At 68.5% G+C, this 19,261-nt stretch carries 16 protein-coding genes; 5 read left to right on the forward strand and 11 right to left on the reverse strand.

Annotated elements, in window-relative coordinates; genetic code table 11:
- Positions 1–10 precede the first annotated feature (10 nt).
- Positions 11–1,063, forward strand: a complete 1,053-nt coding sequence (locus tag YIM_RS36675) for an alcohol dehydrogenase catalytic domain-containing protein (RefSeq protein ID WP_153034745.1) — start codon at positions 11–13, stop codon at positions 1,061–1,063.
- Here YIM_RS36675 and YIM_RS36680 read toward each other — a convergent pair whose 3' ends face one another.
- The 8 genes from YIM_RS36680 to YIM_RS36715 form a co-directional block, all read right to left on the reverse strand.
- Entirely contained in the window at positions 1,064–1,888 is an 825-nt protein-coding gene (locus YIM_RS36680; RefSeq protein ID WP_255462798.1) for an SDR family oxidoreductase, read from the reverse strand.
- Positions 1,889–1,923: 35 nt separating this feature from the next.
- The gene (locus YIM_RS36685; protein ID WP_153034747.1) at positions 1,924–3,069 is read right to left on the reverse strand and encodes a serine hydrolase; all 1,146 of its coding nucleotides are present in this window, start codon (positions 3,067–3,069) and stop codon (positions 1,924–1,926) included.
- Positions 3,070–3,119: 50 nt separating this feature from the next.
- Positions 3,120–3,491: a nuclear transport factor 2 family protein gene (locus YIM_RS36690; RefSeq protein ID WP_153034748.1), complete on the reverse strand. Its 372-nt coding sequence runs from the start codon at positions 3,489–3,491 to the stop codon at positions 3,120–3,122.
- A 16-nt stretch (positions 3,492–3,507) separates the two neighbouring features.
- Entirely contained in the window at positions 3,508–3,882 is a 375-nt protein-coding gene (locus YIM_RS36695) for a VOC family protein (RefSeq protein WP_228004257.1), read from the reverse strand.
- Positions 3,883–3,964: 82 nt separating this feature from the next.
- Positions 3,965–4,432: a VOC family protein gene (locus YIM_RS36700; RefSeq protein ID WP_153034749.1), complete on the reverse strand. Its 468-nt coding sequence runs from the start codon at positions 4,430–4,432 to the stop codon at positions 3,965–3,967.
- Positions 4,429–5,397 carry a TIGR03621 family F420-dependent LLM class oxidoreductase gene (locus tag YIM_RS36705; protein WP_228005062.1) on the reverse strand — a complete coding sequence of 323 codons (969 nt, stop codon included), beginning with the start codon at positions 5,395–5,397 and terminating at the stop codon, positions 4,429–4,431. Before YIM_RS36705 ends, YIM_RS36700 begins: the two co-directional genes overlap by 4 nt.
- The gene (locus YIM_RS36710; protein WP_194239867.1) at positions 5,394–6,608 is read right to left on the reverse strand and encodes a cytochrome P450; all 1,215 of its coding nucleotides are present in this window, start codon (positions 6,606–6,608) and stop codon (positions 5,394–5,396) included. Before YIM_RS36710 ends, YIM_RS36705 begins: the two co-directional genes overlap by 4 nt.
- A gap of 96 nt (positions 6,609–6,704) precedes the next feature.
- Positions 6,705–7,430: an SDR family NAD(P)-dependent oxidoreductase gene (locus tag YIM_RS36715; protein WP_153034752.1), complete on the reverse strand. Its 726-nt coding sequence runs from the start codon at positions 7,428–7,430 to the stop codon at positions 6,705–6,707.
- 96 nt (positions 7,431–7,526) lie between these two features.
- Here YIM_RS36715 and YIM_RS36720 point away from each other — a divergent pair, with 96 nt between their 5' ends.
- The 4 genes from YIM_RS36720 to YIM_RS36735 all read left to right on the forward strand — a co-directional run bounded on the left by YIM_RS36720 (position 7,527) and on the right by YIM_RS36735 (position 13,961).
- Positions 7,527–8,930, forward strand: coding sequence for an MFS transporter (locus YIM_RS36720; RefSeq protein WP_228004258.1), 1,404 nt, complete (start codon positions 7,527–7,529; stop codon positions 8,928–8,930).
- Between the two features lie 43 nt (positions 8,931–8,973).
- Complete coding sequence (locus YIM_RS36725) at positions 8,974–10,431, forward strand: glycoside hydrolase family 43 protein (RefSeq protein WP_153034753.1); 1,458 nt, start codon at positions 8,974–8,976, stop codon at positions 10,429–10,431.
- 10 nt (positions 10,432–10,441) lie between these two features.
- Complete coding sequence (locus tag YIM_RS36730; protein ID WP_153034754.1) at positions 10,442–12,916, forward strand: glycoside hydrolase family 78 protein; 2,475 nt, start codon at positions 10,442–10,444, stop codon at positions 12,914–12,916.
- Positions 12,917–13,190: 274 nt separating this feature from the next.
- A complete protein-coding gene (locus tag YIM_RS36735) occupies positions 13,191–13,961 on the forward strand; it encodes an SDR family NAD(P)-dependent oxidoreductase (protein ID WP_153034755.1) in 771 nt (256 codons plus the stop codon).
- Positions 13,962–13,969: 8 nt separating this feature from the next.
- On the opposite strand, the gene YIM_RS36740 is transcribed toward YIM_RS36735, so the two are convergent.
- Genes YIM_RS36740 through YIM_RS36750 form a run of 3 tightly spaced genes read right to left on the reverse strand, consistent with a single transcriptional unit; the run spans position 13,970 to position 19,259 of the window.
- The gene (locus YIM_RS36740; protein WP_228004259.1) at positions 13,970–14,602 is read right to left on the reverse strand and encodes a pentapeptide repeat-containing protein; all 633 of its coding nucleotides are present in this window, start codon (positions 14,600–14,602) and stop codon (positions 13,970–13,972) included.
- A gap of 48 nt (positions 14,603–14,650) precedes the next feature.
- Positions 14,651–16,900 carry a glycoside hydrolase family 3 C-terminal domain-containing protein gene (locus YIM_RS36745; protein ID WP_153034757.1) on the reverse strand — a complete coding sequence of 750 codons (2,250 nt, stop codon included), beginning with the start codon at positions 16,898–16,900 and terminating at the stop codon, positions 14,651–14,653.
- The gene (locus YIM_RS36750) at positions 16,887–19,259 is read right to left on the reverse strand and encodes a glycoside hydrolase family 3 N-terminal domain-containing protein (protein WP_153034758.1); all 2,373 of its coding nucleotides are present in this window, start codon (positions 19,257–19,259) and stop codon (positions 16,887–16,889) included. The genes YIM_RS36745 and YIM_RS36750 overlap by 14 nt, the downstream gene beginning before the upstream one ends.
- Positions 19,260–19,261 lie beyond the last annotated feature (2 nt).

Below are 19,261 nucleotides of genomic sequence, written 5' to 3' on the forward strand. Positions count from 1 at the left end.
AGGAGCGCCGATGCGGGCGTATCGACTCTTCGGACAGCACGACCTCCGGTTGCGGGACGAGCCCGACCCGGAGCTGAAGCCCGGCGAGGTACGCCTGCAGATGGCTTTCGTCGGCACGTGCGGTACCGACCTGCACTACTTCTACGCCGACGACGATGCGATGCCGGCTCGGCCCCAGCACATCGGGCACGAGCTGTCGGCGACGGTCATCGAGGTGGCTCCGGATGTCACGTCGATCTCCGCGGGCGATCGGGTGGCCGTGTTCCCGCTGATCGCATGCGGTGAGTGCGCCGAGTGCCGCGCCGGCTACCCCATCTCGTGCGAGCGGGTCGACCGCACGGTGTCGACGGTGGGCTGTGGCGGCCCGATCGGCGGGCTGGCTGAGCGCACCGTGGTGCCGGCCGAGCTGGCGGTGAAGCTGCCCGACGACGTCAGCCTGCTGCAGGGCGCGCTGATCGAGCCCCTGTCCGTGGCAGCCGCCGCGGTGATCCGGGCGAGGGCCACCGAGGACGACGTCGCAGTCGTCACCGGCGCCGGGCTCATCGGGATCGGCTGTGCGCTCGCCCTCCGCGCGACCGGGGTGTCGAAGATCGTCGTGGTCGAGCTGTCCGAGGAACGCCGGAAGAACCTGGCCGGCGTCGGCGGCCTCACCGTCGTCGACCCGGCAAGCGAGGACGTTGACGCCGTGGTCCGCTCGATGAGCGGTGGGCTCGGCGCGAACGTGGTCTTCGAATGCGCCGGCGCCGCCAAGGCCATGGATCTCGCGTTCTCCGTGACCCGCAAGCGCGGCCGCATCGTCATCATCGGCCTGCACCAGCGGCCGTACTCGATGAACGCGTTGCTCGCCCTGTCCAAGGAGCTGACCATCCAGGGCCACAGCGGCTACTCGCGGTCGGCGTTCTCGTCGGTCATCGAGTGGATGAGCCGGGGGCTGCTGCCCGTCAGCCAATGGGTGACCCGCACCAGCTTCGACCGGATCGTCGAGGACGCGTTCGAGCCGTCGCACCGCGGGCAACTCGTCAAGGCGGTGATCGAAATCCCGCAGCCGGCCGCCAGCGCGTGATCAGTCAGCGGGCACGGTGAACTCGCCGGTGGGGAGCACGGGGGCACGGCGGTGCGTCAGCACGTCCGCGCGCGCGGACATGGCATCACCGACGAAGCCCTGCGACCTCAGGTAGAACTCGCCCGATGCCGCCTGGTCGAAGAACACCCGCGCCGCATCGACCGGGTCCATGGCCGCCGCCTTCACCTTGAGCATGGCGGACCGATGGTCCTCTGCCGCGGCGAGGTCGCCGTCCTCGACCGCGCCAGCAGATTCGAAGATGTTCGACGCGACCGCACCAGGCAGCACGGCTTGGACGTGGACATGGTCAGCGTGGCCCGCGAGTTCGACTTCCTGGTACAGGCACTCGGTGATCGCCAGCACGGCGTGCTTGCTCATGATGTACGGCGCCTGCAGCGGGCTGGCACTGACCCCGCCGATGGACGAGAGGTTCCACACCCAGGACTGGCCGGGTTCGGCCATCATGCGCGGCAGGAATGCCTTGATGCCGTGGAAAACGCCGTTGATGTTGACCTCGACCAGGCGCTGCCAGTTGGCGACGGGTGTGTCCCACAGATAACCGAACTGTTCCACCCCGGCGTTGTTGACCAACAGTCTTACTGGACCGGATTCGGCGGCAGTTCGCTCGGCTAGCTGTTCGAGCGCCGCCGGATCACGCACGTCGCACCAGACGTCAACGGCGCGAGCGCCCGCCGCCGTCAGTTCCTCGCGCAACTCCGCGACCGCCGCCGATTCGACATCGGCCAGCACCACGGCCATGCCCAGTTCGCGAGCGGCGTAGCGGGCCAAACCGGCGCCAATGCCCGCACCGGCGCCGGTGATCACCGCTACCCCACCGCCGAACAGCTCGTTCGCGGAACTCATCGTTCATCCTCCGTACGCTCGGCGACGATCTCGCGGATCGCCCGTACCACCGGCTCGAATGTCCTTTCCGGACTGACGATCGCCGGGGTGTCCATGTTGTTGTGGCAGATCGCGACAGCGATCCGGTCGCGCAGGTCGGCCCAGGCGATCGAGCCACCAGCACCGGGGCTGTAGACGATTTCCCGGTGGTCGCCCACGAGCGGGTCGGACGCGTCCGGTTCACCGCCGAGCCAGAACCCGTTCGCGCCGAACCACACCGGGATGGTGAGCACCTTGTCGGGGTCGTGTGCACCCTCTCGTGGCCGGGTGAAGGTGGCCACCCGGTCGCGGGACAGCAGCCGGACTCCGTCTAGTTCACCGCCCTCGGCGAGCATCGCGAAGATCCGTGCCACGGATCCAGCGGTGGCGATCGCGCCGGCACCGGGGTCGACGGCTTGCTGCACGGTCCGCAGGTTGTGCGCAGTGGAACCGGGGAAGACCGCCGGCGGGCTGATGTTGTGTTCGTCGACCATGGAGAACTCGTTGCCACCAGAGAGCTTCGCCACCCGGGGAAGGTCGGCGTCCGGCACGCCCAGGTGGAAATCGGTGACGCCCAGGGGCTCGCAGATCTCCTCGCGAACGAAGGCGTCGAACGAACGCTGAGCCGGATCGGTGCGACGCACCACCTCGCCGACGATCCAGCCCCACACGAGAATGTGGTATGCGCTGGCGGTTCCGGGTTCGTAGAGGGGCGTGAACTCGGCGATCCGCTCGGTCATCCATTCCCAGTCGGCCATCAGTTCCGGCGTGACGCCCTCAGGCATCTGCGGAATACCTGCCCGGTGCGACAGGGCTTGCTCGATCGTGACGGTGTCTTTCCCGTCGGCGGCGAACTCCGGCCAGTACCGCGCGATCGGCGCTCGCAGATCGACCAGGCCGCGCTCGGCCTGCAAATGCACGGCGGTCGCGGTGACGCCCTTGGTCACGGAGAACACCGGGAAGAGCGTGCGGTCGTCCACCGGCGTACCGCTCTCGGCGTCCGCGACACCGGCGACCGCGTCGACGATCAGTTCGCCGCGGTGGTAGGCGGCGACCGAGATGCCGGTCTCCCCCAGTTCCACGGCACGCTCCAGCGCGTTGCGAATACGGGGATCGGCGATCATCAACTCTCCCTGTTGGTGGGTGGTGTCCGGTCAGTGACCACTTCGGACGGTCAGATGGTGACCTCGCGCCGGGCGAGGAGCCAGCGATCACCGTTGCGCCGCAACACATCGCGGTACGCTCCTGTTGTCAGGATCGCGGCCGGGTCGCCGCTCGACACCAGCAGGAAGTAGGAGTGCGCGGTGGCGTGGTCGCCCTCGGCGTACACCTCCTGGTTGGTGATCACGTGGCGGTTCCCCGAGTCGGGTCCGGCATGCCCCAGCTGGCGCATCGAATCGAGCCCGGAAAGCACCTCGTCGCGGCCGCACCAAGTCACCCCGGTCATCGACCACTCGATGTCCTCGGCGCACAGAACACCGATCTGCTCGATCGTGCCCTCGTCGGCGAGGCGGGCGAAGGCATTCAGGACGTTGCTGATTTCCACGTGCGGTTCTCCTGCGTCACAGGTACTGGACGAGCTCCAGCAGTTGACCTTCGATGTCCTCGACCTTGGCGACGCGCATGGCCGCCTCGGGAATGGACTTGGGTTCCGTCAGCACGGCTCCACCCGCGGCTTCCACGGCGCGCACGGCTTGGTCCAGGTCCGCCACGGCAAACCCGAGCACTGCCCCGCCGGACGGCGGTTGCACGCGGTAGGGATAGTGGAGCAACAGCAAGGAGGGGTCGTCGCCCAGCACGACCTCTTCGAAAGCACCGTCTCCCTCCCCGCCGGAGAACCGGTGCTTCACCACCAGGCCGAGCGCGGTGGCGTAGAAGGCCGCTTGGGCATCGAGATTCCGGACCATGATCTTGGTGAAGACGAAGCGTGCTGACACCCCCGCAGTACAGCGCCTCCGCACCGGCTCCGGACGCGAGTAGTCCAGTGAGCGGGAGAGCGAATGGATCACCGCGGCGAAGTCACCCGGAGTTTCCGGTCAGGAACCGGGAGAAACGTGCCGCCGTTCCCGCGTCTAGCAGCTCGACGAGATGGCCGAGCGGGTCGCGGTGGTACGTCGCGCCAACCGGAAACTTCCCGTCTCGTATCCCGCCCATCACCAATGGCGCGCCCGTCTCGGCCATTCGCCGCGCGGCCCCTGGCACGTCGTCGACGACAAACCCGAGATGGTGCAGTCCCGGCACAACGCGCCACAGGTCGTTTCCGGGCACGGCCGCGACCAGTTCCAGATGGGGTGGCCCTTCGACGGACAACGCGATCTGCGTGACCGGCTGCACATCACGGCCTTCGATGCGGCATGGGTACACGCCCGCGGGGAAGATCCGGACCTCCATTCCCAGCCGTTCACGCGCGTCCTCCACCGCGGCCTCGAGATCCGGCACCACCACGCCGACGTGGTGCAGGTCTGTCAGGGGGTACTCGGCCGTCATCCCAGCTCCGCCGACAACGCGTCGATCAACGAGGCGACCTCGGCGAAGTCCGCGGCGCCGAAGTCCACATAGTTCAGTCCCAACCCCACTCTCCGTTCGTGCAACTGCGCCACGCACTCCTCCACCGTCCCGACGAGCAAGCCCGTCGAGGCCCGCCCGACCTCCCTGGAGACCCCGTAACGGGAACAAACCTCCGCAAGCGCGGCATCGGTGTGCCGAGGCGCCTCCACCACGCGGCACGTCCACGTGATCGCGAGGCAGTCGATCGAGTCCGGGTCACGACCGGCGTTCTCCGCCGCCTCACGCACCCAGCCGACTTTCTCCTCCATCCGGGCGGGCAGCATGTCTTCGATGACGGACGCGTCGTACGCCACGCCGGAGCGCAGGTTCGAATGGATTCCCGCGATGCCCGCGTACTGCCCGGCGAGTTGGAGCATTCTCCGGCCACCACCGCCGATCACCAGCGGAGGATGAGGACGCTGCACCGGGCGGGGCGTTCCCGAGATACCGGAAACCTGGTAGTGCAGCCCGGCGTGCGCCACTGGTTCGCCGGAGAACAAATCGGTGAGCACCTTGAGCGACTCTTCGAGCCGGTCGACGCGCACCCCAGCCCCGTCGAACGGCAGTCCGGCCGCCGCGTACTCCGCCGCGAGGAAGCCCGCGCCCAAACCGAGGTCCAACCGCCCACCGGACAGCACGTCCACCGTCGCGCCGGCCTTGTGCGTGAGCACCGGGTGCCGGTAGTCGTTGCAGAACACCAGCGCCATCAGGCGCAAGCGGTGCGTGACCGTGGCCAGCGCGCCCAGCGCGGCCACCGGATCCTGGTGCCCCGTCAGGAAGTGGTCGGACACCGAGATCGCGGTGAGCCCGCTGGCGTCCATCGCCCGCATTCGTTCACGCCAACCGGCGACGTCCTGGCCGATGGGCGGCGCGTAGAGCGCCGTCTTGATCCGCGGCGCCTTCAGGGCCGGCTCCGGTAACGCAGGGGGACGACCTCCGGCCCGGCGATCACCCCGCCCGGCTTCAGCTCGATCGGACCGTCGATCGAAACGTCGCGCAGGCGCTGGGTGAGCAGGGTCAGCGCCTCCTCCATCTCGGCCTTGGCCACCGCGAAGCCGAGGCAGTAGTGCGCGCCGTAGCCGAACCCGATGTCGAACAGCGGCTCCGTGCGATGCAGGTCGAGCCGGTCGGGGCCGGGGAACACCGCGGGATCGCGCCCGGCGGCGGCGAGGTTGAGCGTGATCAGGTCGCCCTTGCGGAACTGCCGTGACTCGATCGTCAGATCCTCGCCGACCACCTTCACCTGACGGGGCGTGGCCGGGTGTAGTCGCATCGCCTCGTTGACCGCGGCAGGCACCAGCCCCGGGCGGTCCCGCAAGGTCTCCCACTCGCCCGCCGCGACGACCGCGCGCACGCACGAGGCCAGCTGGTAGCGCGTGGTGTCGTGACCAGCCAGCAGCACACCGGCGATGTTCCACACCAGCTCGGCTTCCGAAATCCGATCCGTCGATTCCCGTGCTTCGATGAGGTCGCTGATGAAGTCGGCCTCCGGCTTCCTCCGCCGCTGGGCGACGATTCGCTCGGAGTAGTCGCGAACGGTCTCCAGCGCCCGCTCGAGCCGCGGCACGCCGGGCCAGAACGGCTCCTGGCCCAGCAGCCGCAATTCCACCGTCGCCTGGTCGAATTCGGGCACGTCCTCGCGCGGGATTCCGATGAACCGGGAGATGACCTGGATCGAGAGGTGGTGGCTGAAGTCCGCGACGATGTCGCAGTGGTCTCGGGTGAGCAGGTCGTCGATCAGCTCGTCGGCCAGTTCCCGGATGAACTGTCTGGACTCGGCGATGCGGTTCGCCCGGAAGCCGCGAACCATGATCGGGCGCAACCGGTCGTGAACCTCGGCCCAGGTGAGGTTGAGGTTGCCGTCGACGAGATAGTCCATGATCGGGCCGCCATCGAGGCCCTTGTCGAGGAAGACCTGCGGAGTCCGCGGGGTGATCCGGCTGTCGCGAAACAACTCGCGGGCGGTGTCGTAGGAGAAGACCTCGGTGCCTGACCGGCCGGCGGCCATCCGCAGCCTGCTCTGACCGGTACCCAGCGCACCGTTCGGGTCGTCCAGGAACTGCGTGGTGTGCGTGTCGAGGTAGGGAAGTTCGTGGTGCGGAACAACGGCGGTCATCGCACTCTCCATTTTCGCCTCGACGTTCCTCGGCCCTGACCGTCATCGTCGGCAACCCGTGACGCACCAGGAAACCGTGCTCCCACTCACCGGGACCTACGCCGTCTGGCCACCGTCGATCACGAATTCCTGTCCGGTGCAGTAGCTGCTCGCGTCGCTCGCCAGGAAGGCGACCAGGGCGGACACCTCGGCAGGCGCGCCGGGCCGCGCGATCGGGATGTGCTGGACCGCGCCGCCTCCCGCGCGCGTCTCCTCGCTGATCATGGCGGTGTCGATGGCGCCGGGACAGACGCAGTTGACCCGGATACCGCGTGGACCGAGCTCTTTGGCCGCGGACCGGCTGGCACCACGCAGGCCCCACTTGGACGCGCTGTAGCCCAGCCCGCCGGCGTAACCGGACAACGCCGCGGTCGACGCGATGTTGATGATCGAGCCACCGCTCGGCATCACCGGGACCACGGTGCGCATCCCGATCACCGGCCCGACGAGGTTGACCTGGAACAGGTTCATCAACTCCGCTGCCACCAAGGTTTCCAGCGATCCGGTCCGGGCAACGCCCGCGTTGTTCACGAGCACGTCGATACGGCCGAACCGCGCGGCGGCTTCTTCGACCGCGCTCGCCCAAGCCGTCTCGTCGGTCACATCCAGCGGCAGGGCCAAGAACTCACCGCCGAGTTCATCGGTGACCGGCTGGGCCACATCGGTCAGCACCACCCGCGCGCCCAACCCGGCCAGCATCCGGGCGTGTGCGGCGCCCTGCCCCTGCGCCGCACCGGTGATGAACACAACCTTCTCGCGCAGGTCAACCAGCAAGTCGGACATCTTCCGCCTCTCGGTCTCCACAGGACGGCCAAAAGGACAGAGTCCCGCCGACCGGCGACCGTACCTACTCCCAGTCCCGCTGAGCGCGACAATTGGTTGCGCGCGCAACCACGGCACCGTACTGTCCTCGCAAGTTTGGTTGCGCGCGCCACCTCAGCCGAGACAACGGAGTCACGCATGACAACTGACCCGATCGGCGCCCCTTCTTCCGCGGGTGCCGACGAACCGGTGACACAAGTCGCGACCACCGAACCGGGCCACGGCTCGACGGAGCCCGAACTCAAGCCCGTCGGCGCTTGGTTCATGGTCGTCTACACGCTGACCAACTTCGGCATGTCCCTCGTGGTCCTCATGCCGATCCTCTTCAGCCTGGCCTACAAGGTCCAGGTCGTCGCGCCGGCTTCGAAGGAGAGCGACCTCGGGCTGGTCATCGGCGTCGCAGCAGCCGTATCGATCGTCGCCGGGCCGATCATCGGGTCGTTGAGCGACCGGACCCGCCTGGCGTGGGGACGACGCCGGCCATACCTGCTGCTGGGCATCGGGGTCAACGCCGCCGGCTCCCTGCTGATCGCCGCCGCGTCGTCGGTTCCGGCGATCCTGGTCGGCTGGGTGGTCGCGACCATCGGCTTGACTTTCGCCGCGACGGCGGTGAACCCCGTGATCGCGGAGTGGGTGCCCGAGGCGCAGCGAGGCAAGCTCGGCGCGTTCGCCGGTGTTGCCGCGCAACTGGCCGGCGTGGCGGCCAGCCTGATCGGGAGCCTGCTCCTCGACCACCAGGTGTTGCTGTTCCTGCTCCCCGTGCTGGTCCTCGCGGTGATGTCGGTGTTCTTCCTGTTCACCGTTCCCGACCGGCCAGCCCAGCGCGCCACGTCGGCGTCAGTGGTCCGGTTCGTCAAGGACCTCGCTTTCAATCCGTTCGAGCACCGGGACTTCTCGCTCGTGCTCATCGGGAAGTTCCTGCTGACGCTCGGGATCAACTTCTTCACCACCTACCAGCTCTACTTCCTGCTGGACCGCTTGAAACTGGCCCCTGCGGACGCGGGACAGAAACTCGCGCTCCTCGGCGGGATCGGCGTGCTGACCGGCACGGCATCCGCCATCGTCAGCGGAATGATCTCCGACCGGATCAGGCGGCGGAAGCCGTTCATCTACGGAGCCGCCGCGGCGATGGCCGGTGGTCTGGTCGTCGCGGCCATGGCGACCGATCTGGTGGTCTACAGCGTGGGCGCGATCCTGCTGACGCTCGGTGTCGGCATCTTCGGCACGCTGGATCTGGCACTGGTGAGCGACGTCATGCCGGATCGGGGAAACCAGGCAGGCAAGTACATGAGCATCTACTACAACATCGCCAGCAACCCGGCGGGCGCGATCGCCCCGATCGTCGCGCCGCTCGTGCTGGCGATCGGCGGTGGCGGCAACTACGCCGCGCTGTTCCTCGCAGCCGCGGTTCTGGCCATCGCCGCGGGCGTGGCGGCGTGGCGGATCCGCGGCGTCCGGTGAACGCGGGCCCATCGAAGCCGCGGTCTCCACAGAGAAGGGCGAAATGACAGCACCCATCATCGCCGGGTTCCACCCCGATCCGAGCATCTGCCGTGCTGGAGGCGCGTACTACATCGCCAACTCCAGCTTCGAATACGCGCCCGGCGTACCGATCCACCGCAGCACCGACCTGGTGAACTGGACGCTCGTGGGCAACGCGCTGCGGTGTCCCGGGCAGCTGGACCTGCGTGCCGCCCCGCCGAGCACGGGGGTGTACGCCCCGACGCTGCGGTACCACGCGGAGAAATTCTGGCTGGTGACGACGAACGTGCTCGAAACGCACCGCGGTCAGCTGATCGTCACGGCCGGCGATCCGGCGGGACCGTGGTCGGATCCGGTCCACGTGGACGGCGCCATCGGGATCGATCCGGACCTCACCTGGGACGAGGACGGTGTTTGCCACCTCACCTGGGCGTCGAACCTACCTGGCATAGCCGGCATGCCGATCGATCCCACCTCCGGCGCGGCACTCGGCCGGCCGCGGCTTTTGTGGCAGGGCACGGGGCTGGCCTACCCGGAGGCACCGCATCTGTACCGGCGGGACGGCTGGTGGTACCTGATGCTCGCGGAGGGCGGGACCGAACGGGGCCACACCGTCACCATCGCGCGTTCCCGTTCGCTCACCGGGCCCTACGAGGCTGCCCCGGCGAACCCGATCCTCACCCATCGCAGCACCACACATCCCGTGCAGAACACCGGTCACGCCGATCTCGTGGAGCTGGCCGACGGTTCGTGGGCCATGGTCTACCTCGGTGTACGGCCCGGCGGTCGCACTCCGATGTTCCACGTCAACGGCCGCGAAACCTTTCTCGCGGGGGTGACGTGGGTCGACGGCTGGCCAGTGGTCGACGAGGAACGCTTCAGCCCGGTGCCGCCGGATCACTCGTTCGTCGACGAATTCGCCTCCCCCGAACTCGACGACCGCTGGGTGTCACCGAACGTTTTCCCGGCTACGTTCACCCGGACGGAAGGTGGCCGTCTCGTGCTGACCGCTCCGGCAGATGGCGAGCCGAAACCCGTGCTTTCGGCACGTGCGCGTGACCGGGAATGGACCGCCGAGGCCCGCCTCGACACCACCGCCGGCTGCGGGCGGTTCCTCGTCCGGATCGACGAGTCGCACTGGTACGGACTCACCGCCGACACGGAGACGATCACCGCCACCGTGGTCATCGGTCCCGCGCGCACAACCGTCACCGAGGTGCCGTCACCGACCCGTGGGCAGGCGACTCTGCGCATCTCGGCCCGGGAGCCCACACCGGTCCCGCCCATGCCCGTTCACGAACCCGATGTCATCGAGCTGGCCGTCGTCGGCGACGACGGGTCGGCGACGGTCATCGGGAGCTTCGACGGCCGCTACCTGTCCACCGAGGTGGCCGGAGGATTCACCGGTCGCACCTTCGGCGTCGAGCCCGTCACCGGCGAAGTCGCCGTCCACCAGATCTCCTACCGTTCCCTTGGTTGAAAGGAAATTCGTGGATCACCCTTGGCACGCCACCTTCATCGCGCCCCCGGCGTCCGACGGCGCGGCGCCTTACTTCCGGCGCGAGTTCGACGCCGCGGAGTGCAGGCGGGCGACGCTGCACGTCACCGGACTCGGCATCGTCGAGCCCTACCTCAACGGCGTTCGTGTGGGTGACGAGGTGCTCGTCCCGGGCTGGACCTCTTACCGCCACCGCCTGCACGTGAGCCGTCACGACGTCACCGAGCTGGTCCGCGCGGGCGCGAACGCGGTCGGCGCGATCGTCGGTGACGGCTGGGCCGTGGGACGAATCGGGTACGAGGGCAAGCGCCATCACTACGCCGACCGTCCGGCGCTCTTCCTCCAGCTCGAACTCGACTACCGAGATCGCGTCGAAATCGTCAGCACCGCGGAAGGTTTCCGCTGTGGAACCGGCGCGGTGCTCCAAGGTGATCTACTCGACGGCGAGACCTACGACGCGCGGCTCGAGCCCGAGGGCTGGAACCTGCCCGGGTTCGACGACCGCGCTTGGGCGCCGGCCGCGCGATTCGACTGGGCTCTCGACGCGCTCGTCTCCACCGGCGCGCCACCGATCCGCCGGATCGAAGAACTCGCCCCGGTCTCGGTCACCACCAGCCCTTCCGCGAAGACGATCGTCGACTTCGGACAGAACATCGCCGGCTGGACCCGGATCACCACCTCCGGCCCAGCCGGAGCAACGATCACGCTGCGGCACGCGGAAGTCCTCACCGGCGGTGAGCTGGACACGGCAACGCTGCGCACCGCCGCCGCGACCGACCGGTACACCTGCCGTGGCGACGGCTCGGAGATCTGGGAGCCCCGATTCACCTTCCACGGTTTCCGCTACGCCGAAGTCGACGGGCCGTTCGACGAGATCCGGGCCGTGGTCGTGCACAGCGACATGACGCGCACCGGCTGGTTCGACTCCTCGCACGAGCTGCTCAACCGCCTGCACGCCAACGTGGTCTGGTCGATGCGCGGCAACTTCGTGGGGATCCCGACGGACTGCCCGCAACGGGACGAACGACTCGGCTGGACCGGCGACATCAACGCGTTCGGCCCCACCGCCGCGTTCCTGTACGACGCGCGAGGCGTACTCGGCTCCTGGCTCGCGGACCTGGCCGCCGAGCAACGAGACAAGGGCTACGTGCCGATGGTGGTGCCGGACGTGCTGTCCACCCCGTCACCACCCACGGCGTTGTGGAGCGACACCGCGGTCAGCCTGCCTTGGGCCCTCTACCAGGAGTACGGCGACGAGGAGATCCTGCGCAGCCAGTACGAATCCATGGCGTCCTTCGTACGAGACGTCGAGGGGCGCCTCGACGAGCGTGGCCTGTGGAGCAGTGGTTACCAGTTCGGCGACTGGCTCGCCCCCGACGCACCGGACGACGACGCCGGGGGCAGCAAGACCGACCGGTACCTTGTCGCCTCGGCGTTCCTGTGCCGGGTAACCGCCGAAATGGCAGGCACCGCGGCGGTGCTCGGCAAGGACGAGGACGCCCGTCACTTCACCGCGCTCGCCGAACGGGTGCGGGCGGCGTTCCGCCGTGAGTACGTCACGGCGGCCGGCCGGATCGTCAGTGAAACCGTCACCGCATACGCGCTGGCGATCTGCTTCGGCACCCTCGCCCCCGATCAGGAAGCCCACGCCGGTCACCAGCTCACGCGGCTGGTCACCAAGGCTGGCTACCGGATCTCCACCGGATTCGCCGGTACCCCGTACGTTTGCGAGGCGCTGAGCCGCACCGACCACCTCGACGAGGCCTATCAGGTGCTCCTGGAAACCGGCTGCCCGTCCTTCCTCTACCCCGTCACCATGGGTGCCACCACGATCTGGGAACGCTGGGACGCCATCCGCCCGGACGGCACCCTCCACCCGTCCGGGCTTGGCTCCCACAACCACTACGCGCTGGGAGCGGTCGCGAACTGGCTCCACCGCGTCGTCGGCGGCCTCACCCCCGTCGAGCCCGGCTACCGCACCATGCGCATCGCTCCCCGTCCGGGCGGGGATCTCACCCATGCGACGCTCGCCCACGACACGGTCCACGGCCGGGTCACGATCGCCTGGCGCGTCCTGGACGGTCGTCTGCGCCTGGACGTCACGATTCCCGAGGACACCTCGGCGACGGTCATGCTGCCGCTGCACCCAGACGGACTGTCCGAGGAGATCCGCGGGGGCGAGCACACCTGGGAGTACGGCCTGCCCCAGCCACTGCGGCGCGCGTACACCATGGACACTCCACTTCAGACAATCGCAGCCGACCCGAAGGCTTGGCGCGCGGTCACCACCGTGTTCGGCAAGCACTTCCCCGGCATCCCGATCGACGGCAGCGCCCCGGGTGTCTCGCTCAACACCGTGCTCGAGTACTTCCCGGAAATGCCGACCGGCCTGAAGGCCGACCTCGTCGCCGCCATCGGCGTGGACGAAGACAGCCGAGGCCGCGAATCCGCACCGTCCGGTGGCTGATGTGCTTTCATGGGGAGGTCAGGCTGCTCCGCACCCCACCACCGTTCTCGTGCTGGCCTCGGCCGGCTTCCTCGGTCTGGGCGCACAATCCACCCACTTCGGAATGGCTGCTTCCGTACTCGCCGCGACCGGTTCTCCCGCTCACTGGAACGCGCGCCGCCAGACGCGTCGGTGGGCTGGTGTACTACGAGCGTCTCACCGCGGGTGACCAGATTACGGGCCCGGACCGTGCTGACCGATGTGAACAGAACACCAGCTGCCGAGAGGACACCACATGCAGCGATTCGCCGGACGCACCGCGCTCGTCACGGGTGGCGGCTCGGGCATCGGACAGGCCACCGTCCTGCGTCTGCTCGCCGAAGGCGCGACCGTCGGCGCAGCCGACGTTTCGGCCGAGGGCTTGGAGAAAACGACCGCACTGGCCACCGAGACGGGCACGGGCGGCCGGCTGTCCACCGCCGTCCTGGACGTCGCCGACGAACAGGCCGTGCGGAACACCGTGGACCTCGCTGTGCGCGGCCTCGGTCATCTCGATGTGCTGGTCAACGCCGCCGGGATACTGCGCGGCGCGCACACCCACGACTGCTCACTGGAGCTGTGGAACCAGGTGATCGCGGTCAATCTCACCGGCACTTTCCTGGTGACCCGAGCCGCCTTGCCGGCGCTGCTGGCGACCGGGCGCGGGGTGGTGGTCAACTTCAGCTCCACCTCGGCCGAGTTCGGGCATCCGTTCATGGCCGCCTACTCGGCGAGCAAGGGCGGCATCCAATCCTTCACGCACAGCATCGCGCAGGAATACTCCAAACAGGGCCTCCGCGCGGTTTCGGTCGCACCGGGTGGCATCAGCAGTGGAATCACCAACGGAATCGGCACGCTCGTGCCCTCCGACATCGACTGGTCCCTGCTGAGCAAGATGTCCCCGGCGATCGGCGAGGGCCTGGGCTCCCCGGCCGCGGTCGCCGGTGTGGTCGCGATGCTCGCTTCCGACGACGGCGCGTTCATCACCGGCACCGAGATCCGCATCGACGGCGGCGCCCACCAGTAAGGGCGTATTCAGCCGTCGACCGTGACTCCGAGTGCCAGCGCGAAAGCGTGCGAGAGCTGCAACAACTGAACTTTGTTGATCCGCACGCCCTTCAACGAGTCGAAACCACTGCGGATATCGATCTCGGACGCACCCCGGAAGTCCACGTTTTCCGCCTTCACTCCGTCAAAGTGAAGTGCATCGATCCTCGAACCGGGAAAGGCCACGTTGGTCAATTCGGCTTCGCCGAAATCGACATCCTGGAGGACGCAGTTGGTGAAGGTGACGTCACGGAGATCGGCATTGCGCAGGTTGGTACCCACCAGCTTGCAACCGAAAAAGTCAGCTCGCCTCATGGTCGAGTCGAACAACGCGGTGCCGGCCAGTACCGTCGTCCCGAACTCGGCGTCCAGCCAGGTCGTCTGCGCGAAGTCCGTTCCGTTCATCCGGCAGTTGTCGAGCCAGACGTCGTTGAACCGGCCGTGCCGCAGCTGGGCGTTGCCGAAATCCACGCCGGTGAACGCGGACTCGGTGAATCGCGCGTTCCCGGCTCGAACACCGTCGAACGAAACCTCCTCGAACAACACGACGTCGAACTGGTCTCCCTGCCTGAGGGTGCCGTCTTCGGCTTGCAGATGGGACGCGTAGGGCAGGTCGGTCATACTGCGGGGTTCTGGCACTGTTCGCCTCAATCGGTTCCGGTCGTTCGATTACCTGGTGCGAGACAGCTCGATGAGCTGGTCCAGCCGCTCGGACGGTAGCGAGCCAGGCAGGAATCCGGCGAACTGGTAGAGGGGCATCCCGCGCGCCATCTTCATCCCGTCTTCAGCCTGCTCGCTCTGGTCGGGTTGCGGTGCGCCCATGGCCGCGGCGAGCAGCTCCGTGAACCGCGGCCCGACGACAGGGTGGTCGAACCAATCACCCACGGTGGACCGCATCGTGAGCTCCTTGGCAAGAAGCTCACCGTCGAGCGTCAGCGCTTGCTCGGCAACGATCGACGCGGCGTTCTCACCGATCTGGATCACGTACTCGCCGGGCGCCACCACCCAGCGGCCGGCTTCGATGTCCCAGTAGGCGAAGGCGCGGCGATCGAGCTCGATGGTCAGCGTCCGCGATTCGCCTGCCGCCAGCTCGACCTTCTCGAACGCCCTGAGCTCACGCACCGGCCGGCGCACCGGCCCGGCCGAGGTCGCTACGTACACCTGCACGACGTGCTTGCCGGCCCTCGGCCCGGTGTTGGTGACGGTGACCGACAGCCGCGCGGTGTCCGGCCCGGTCGCGGTGACGGCCAGGCCGGTGGTGGTGAAGGTGGTGTAGCTCAGGCCGTGCCCGAACGGGTAGCGCACCTCCTGCTCGGCGGTCAGGTAGTGGCGATAGCCGACCATGACGCCTTCGCCGTAGCGCACGTGCCCCTGTTCTCCCGGGAAGTTCAGGTACGCGGGGGTGTCCGCCAGGCGCAGCGGGATGGTCTCCGCCAGGTGCCCGGACGGGTTCACCACCCCGTAGAGCAGGTCGGCCAGCGCCGGGCCACCGGCCTGGCCGAGCAGCCAGCCCTCCAGGATCGCGTCGACGTGGTCGTGCCAGCCCTCCAGTGAAACCACGCCCCCGTTGGACAGCACCACCACCGTGCGCGCGGCCGTCGCGGCCACCGCGTCGATCAGCGCCACCTGGTCGGCGGGAAGGTCGATGTCGTCGCGGTCGAAGCCTTCGGACTCGCGCACGATGCCCGCGAACACCAGCGCCACGTCGGCGTCGGCCGCCGCCTCGACGGCGTCCGCCCTCAGCTGGCCGGGGTCTCCGCTGCCATCGCGGTGGAAGCCGGGCGCGTAGACCACGGTCTGCCCGCGAGCCGCGGCGTGCTCGCGGATGGTGTCCAGCGCGGTGCCGACCCGGGTCGGGTTGATGTGCGAGCTTCCTCCTCCCTGGTAGGACGGGGCGACAGCGAACTCACCGACAACCGCGACACGGGAGACGTGCTCGATCGGCAGGACCGCGTTCTTGTTGCGCAGCAGCACCGCGCATTCGGCGGCCACAAGCCTGGCCAGGTCGTGCCCCGACTCGATGTCTTCGGGTTCCAGCTGCGGATCGGGCGGGCCAGTCACCCGCGCGAACCGGCTGAGGTCCGCCACCCGGCGGACGGCGTCGTCGACCACCGCCTCCGCGAGCCGCCCCGACCGCACGGCGTCGATCACCTCCTTGGCGCCGGACTGCGTGCCCGGCATCTCGAGGTCGGTACCCGCGGCGAGCGCGGCGACCCGGTCACCGACCGCGCCCCAGTCCGACACGACAGCGCCGCTGAAACCCCATTCCTCGCGCAGCACCCGGGTGAGCAGCCAGTGGTTCTCCGCGGCGTAGACACCGTTGATCTTGTTGTAGGAGCACATCACGGTGGCCGGCGAGGATTCCGTGACCACCCGCTCGAAGGCAGCCAGGTAGATCTCGCGCAATGTCCGCTCGTCGACGTCCGCACTGATCCGCATCCGCTCGGTCTCCTGGTTGTTGACCGCGAAGTGCTTCACCGACGCTCCGACGCCCTCGGCCTGCAGGGCGCGCACGTACGCCGCGCCCAGCACACCTGAGAGGTACGGGTCTTCGGAGTAGTACTCGAAGTTGCGTCCGCACAACGGCGTGCGCTTGATGTTCACGCCGGGTCCGAGCACGACGTCGGCGCCGAGCGCGCGGCCTTCCCGCGCGACCGCGGCGGCCACTGTCGCGGCCACTTCCCGGTCCCAGCTCGAACCGACCGCGACCGCGGGCGGGAAACAGGTGGCCGGCAGGCTCTCGTTGAGCCCCAGGTGGTCGCTGGTATCGGCTTGGCGGCGAACGCCGTGCGGGCCGTCGCTGAGCACGACCGGCACGACGCCCGCTTCCGGTGCGGCCGCTGTTGACCAGAAGTCAGCGCCCGTCAGCAATGCGGCCTTGCGCTCCAGCGAAAGCTCCGCGGGATCAAGCTGGGGCATTTGTTTCCTCCTGAATGGATCGTGCCCTGGGGAGGACGAGTTCCGGCACCGTGAGGGTCGTGCTCGCTCGGATGTCGTCGCTGGCCAAGCCCAGCAGCAGGGTGAGGTCGCCCTCTTCGACGCCCCGGCGCCCGTCCGGCCAGGTGTAGGCCAGCCGTTCCACCGGCACGGTGAAGCCGATGTCCGCGGCGGCTCCCGGGTCGAGTTCGACACGGGCGAAGTCGAGCAACTGGCGGACGGGGCGGACAACGGACGCCACCTCGTCACGGCCGTAGAGCTGCACCACCGCGGTGCCCTGGCGCTCCCCCGTGTTGGTCACCTGTCCGGTCACCACGATCGAGTCGCCCGACACCTCCGCGCTGCCCAGGCTGACCTCGAATTCGGTCCACGTCAGGCCGTGGCCGAACGCGTACAGCGGCGAGTTGTCGTCGAGGTCGGTGTACAGCGGGCGGTTGCCCTTGTGGGCGGTGTAACCACTGCCGATGGGATGGCCATGGTGCAGCGGCACCTGCCCGAGGTGCCGGGGAAAACTGGACGGCAGCCGCCCACCCGGATCGGCCCGGCCGAAGAGTACGTCCGCGATGGCGGCACCGGCGACATCACCGAGCAGCGGCGCCAGTACCACCGCGGCTGAGGCGTCGTGAACGGCCTGGAGCAGCAAGGGGCGGCCGCTCACCACCACGGTGACCACACGCTTGCCGTGCCGCGCCAGTGCCGACACCAACTGCTCCTGGTTGCCGGGCAGGCGGGGATCGGCGCTGGTGCGCCCCTCGCCGGCGGTGTGGTTGCCCACCCAGCCGGTTCGCTCACCCACGACGGCGATGACGACGTCCGCGCCGGCCACCGCACCGGCCAGTGCTGCCTCGTCGAGATCGGCGGCCGGCTCGATGCTGCCGAAGGCGTGGTACTCGACCGTGGGAACGAGCGACCGCAGCGCTGCCAGGACACTCACCGCGTCCGGATGCAGTTTCCGGGTCGATTCCTCGAAAGCCGGCTCCGTGCCGGGCAAGCGGGTTTGGAACAGGTCCGTGAACACCTCCGCCGACGCCTCGACGCCAGAGACAGCCCCGGCCAAGATCTGGCGGATGGCGATCGGCAGTTCCCGGTTGGCCACGTCGCTGTAGGCCCCGAAGTGGATGCGCACCTCGTCGGCGGCCGGTCCGACGACCGCGATCCGCCCGGCCGCGGCGGCGGCCAAGGGCAGCACACCGTCGTTGGCCAGCAAGGTGATGCTTTTTGTCGCGATCTCGCGGGCCAGCCCCCGCGTGGCGGCTTTGCCGACCGGCTCCGGCCGTGCGGACGAGGGAGCCGGGCCGATCTCCGGCACCAGCCCAAATCGGGCTTTCACCGCCAGCACGCGTTCCACCGCCCGGTCGATCACCGCTTCGCTGATGCGCCCGGCTTCCACCTCGTCGCGCAGTCCGGAGAACATCGGCGCGCTGGGCAGCTCGACGTCCAACCCCGCTTCCAGTGCCTGGACCGCCGCGGCACCCGGGGTCGCCGCGGTGTGCTGCCTGTTGTGCAGCATGGCAACCGAGTCGTAGTCGCTCACGGTGAGACCGTCGAACCCGAGCTCACCACGCAGCAGGTCGGTCAGCAGCCAGCGGTTCGCGGCCGCCGGGATGCCGTCCACCTCGTTGTAGGAGTTCATCATGACCGACAAGCCGGCCTCCCGGATGGCGCGGCGGAAGGGCTCGGCGTAGACGTCGGTGAGTTCCCGCCTGCCCAGCTGGGTCGCGGCCTGGTTGAGCCCGCCGAGCGAATGCCCGTACCCCAGGAAATGCTTACCGGTGGCGAGCACTCCGGCTTCGTGCATACCGCTGATGAACCCGACGCCCATCCGCGAGACCAGTTCGGCGTCTTCCCCGTACGTCTCGTGGATCCGGCCCCATCGCAGATCCCTGGCTAGATCGAGAACGGGCGAAAACATCAGGTGGAACCCCAGCGCGCGGGACTCCTGGGCGGCGATCTCCCCGATCCGGCGCGGAACCTGTGGGTCCCATGTCGCCGCCTGGCCCCACGGTGTCGTGAACTGGCTCCCCGCCTCGTGCACCAGACCGCTGACGGCTTCGCCGTGCACGAGAACACCGATGCCGAACGGACTGACGTCGCGAACGATCTCCTGGATTTGTCCGAGCTTTTCGCGCAGCTCAACCGGCTCCGTGGCGATCTGGTACGCCAAGGACAGGTGCCCGGCACCGTGCGGGCGCACCTCGGGGATCCGCGACAGGTCGACGACAGTTTCGCCGCGGGTGTAGGCCGCGACCGGATCGACGAGGTCGTAATAGCTCAGGCCGGTCAACTGGGCGACCTTCTGATCGAGATCCAGCTTCCCGACCAGTTTGCCGATGTCCGTCATGG

This window comes from Amycolatopsis sp. YIM 10, assembly GCF_009429145.1.
GTDB lineage: Bacteria > Actinomycetota > Actinomycetes > Mycobacteriales > Pseudonocardiaceae > Amycolatopsis.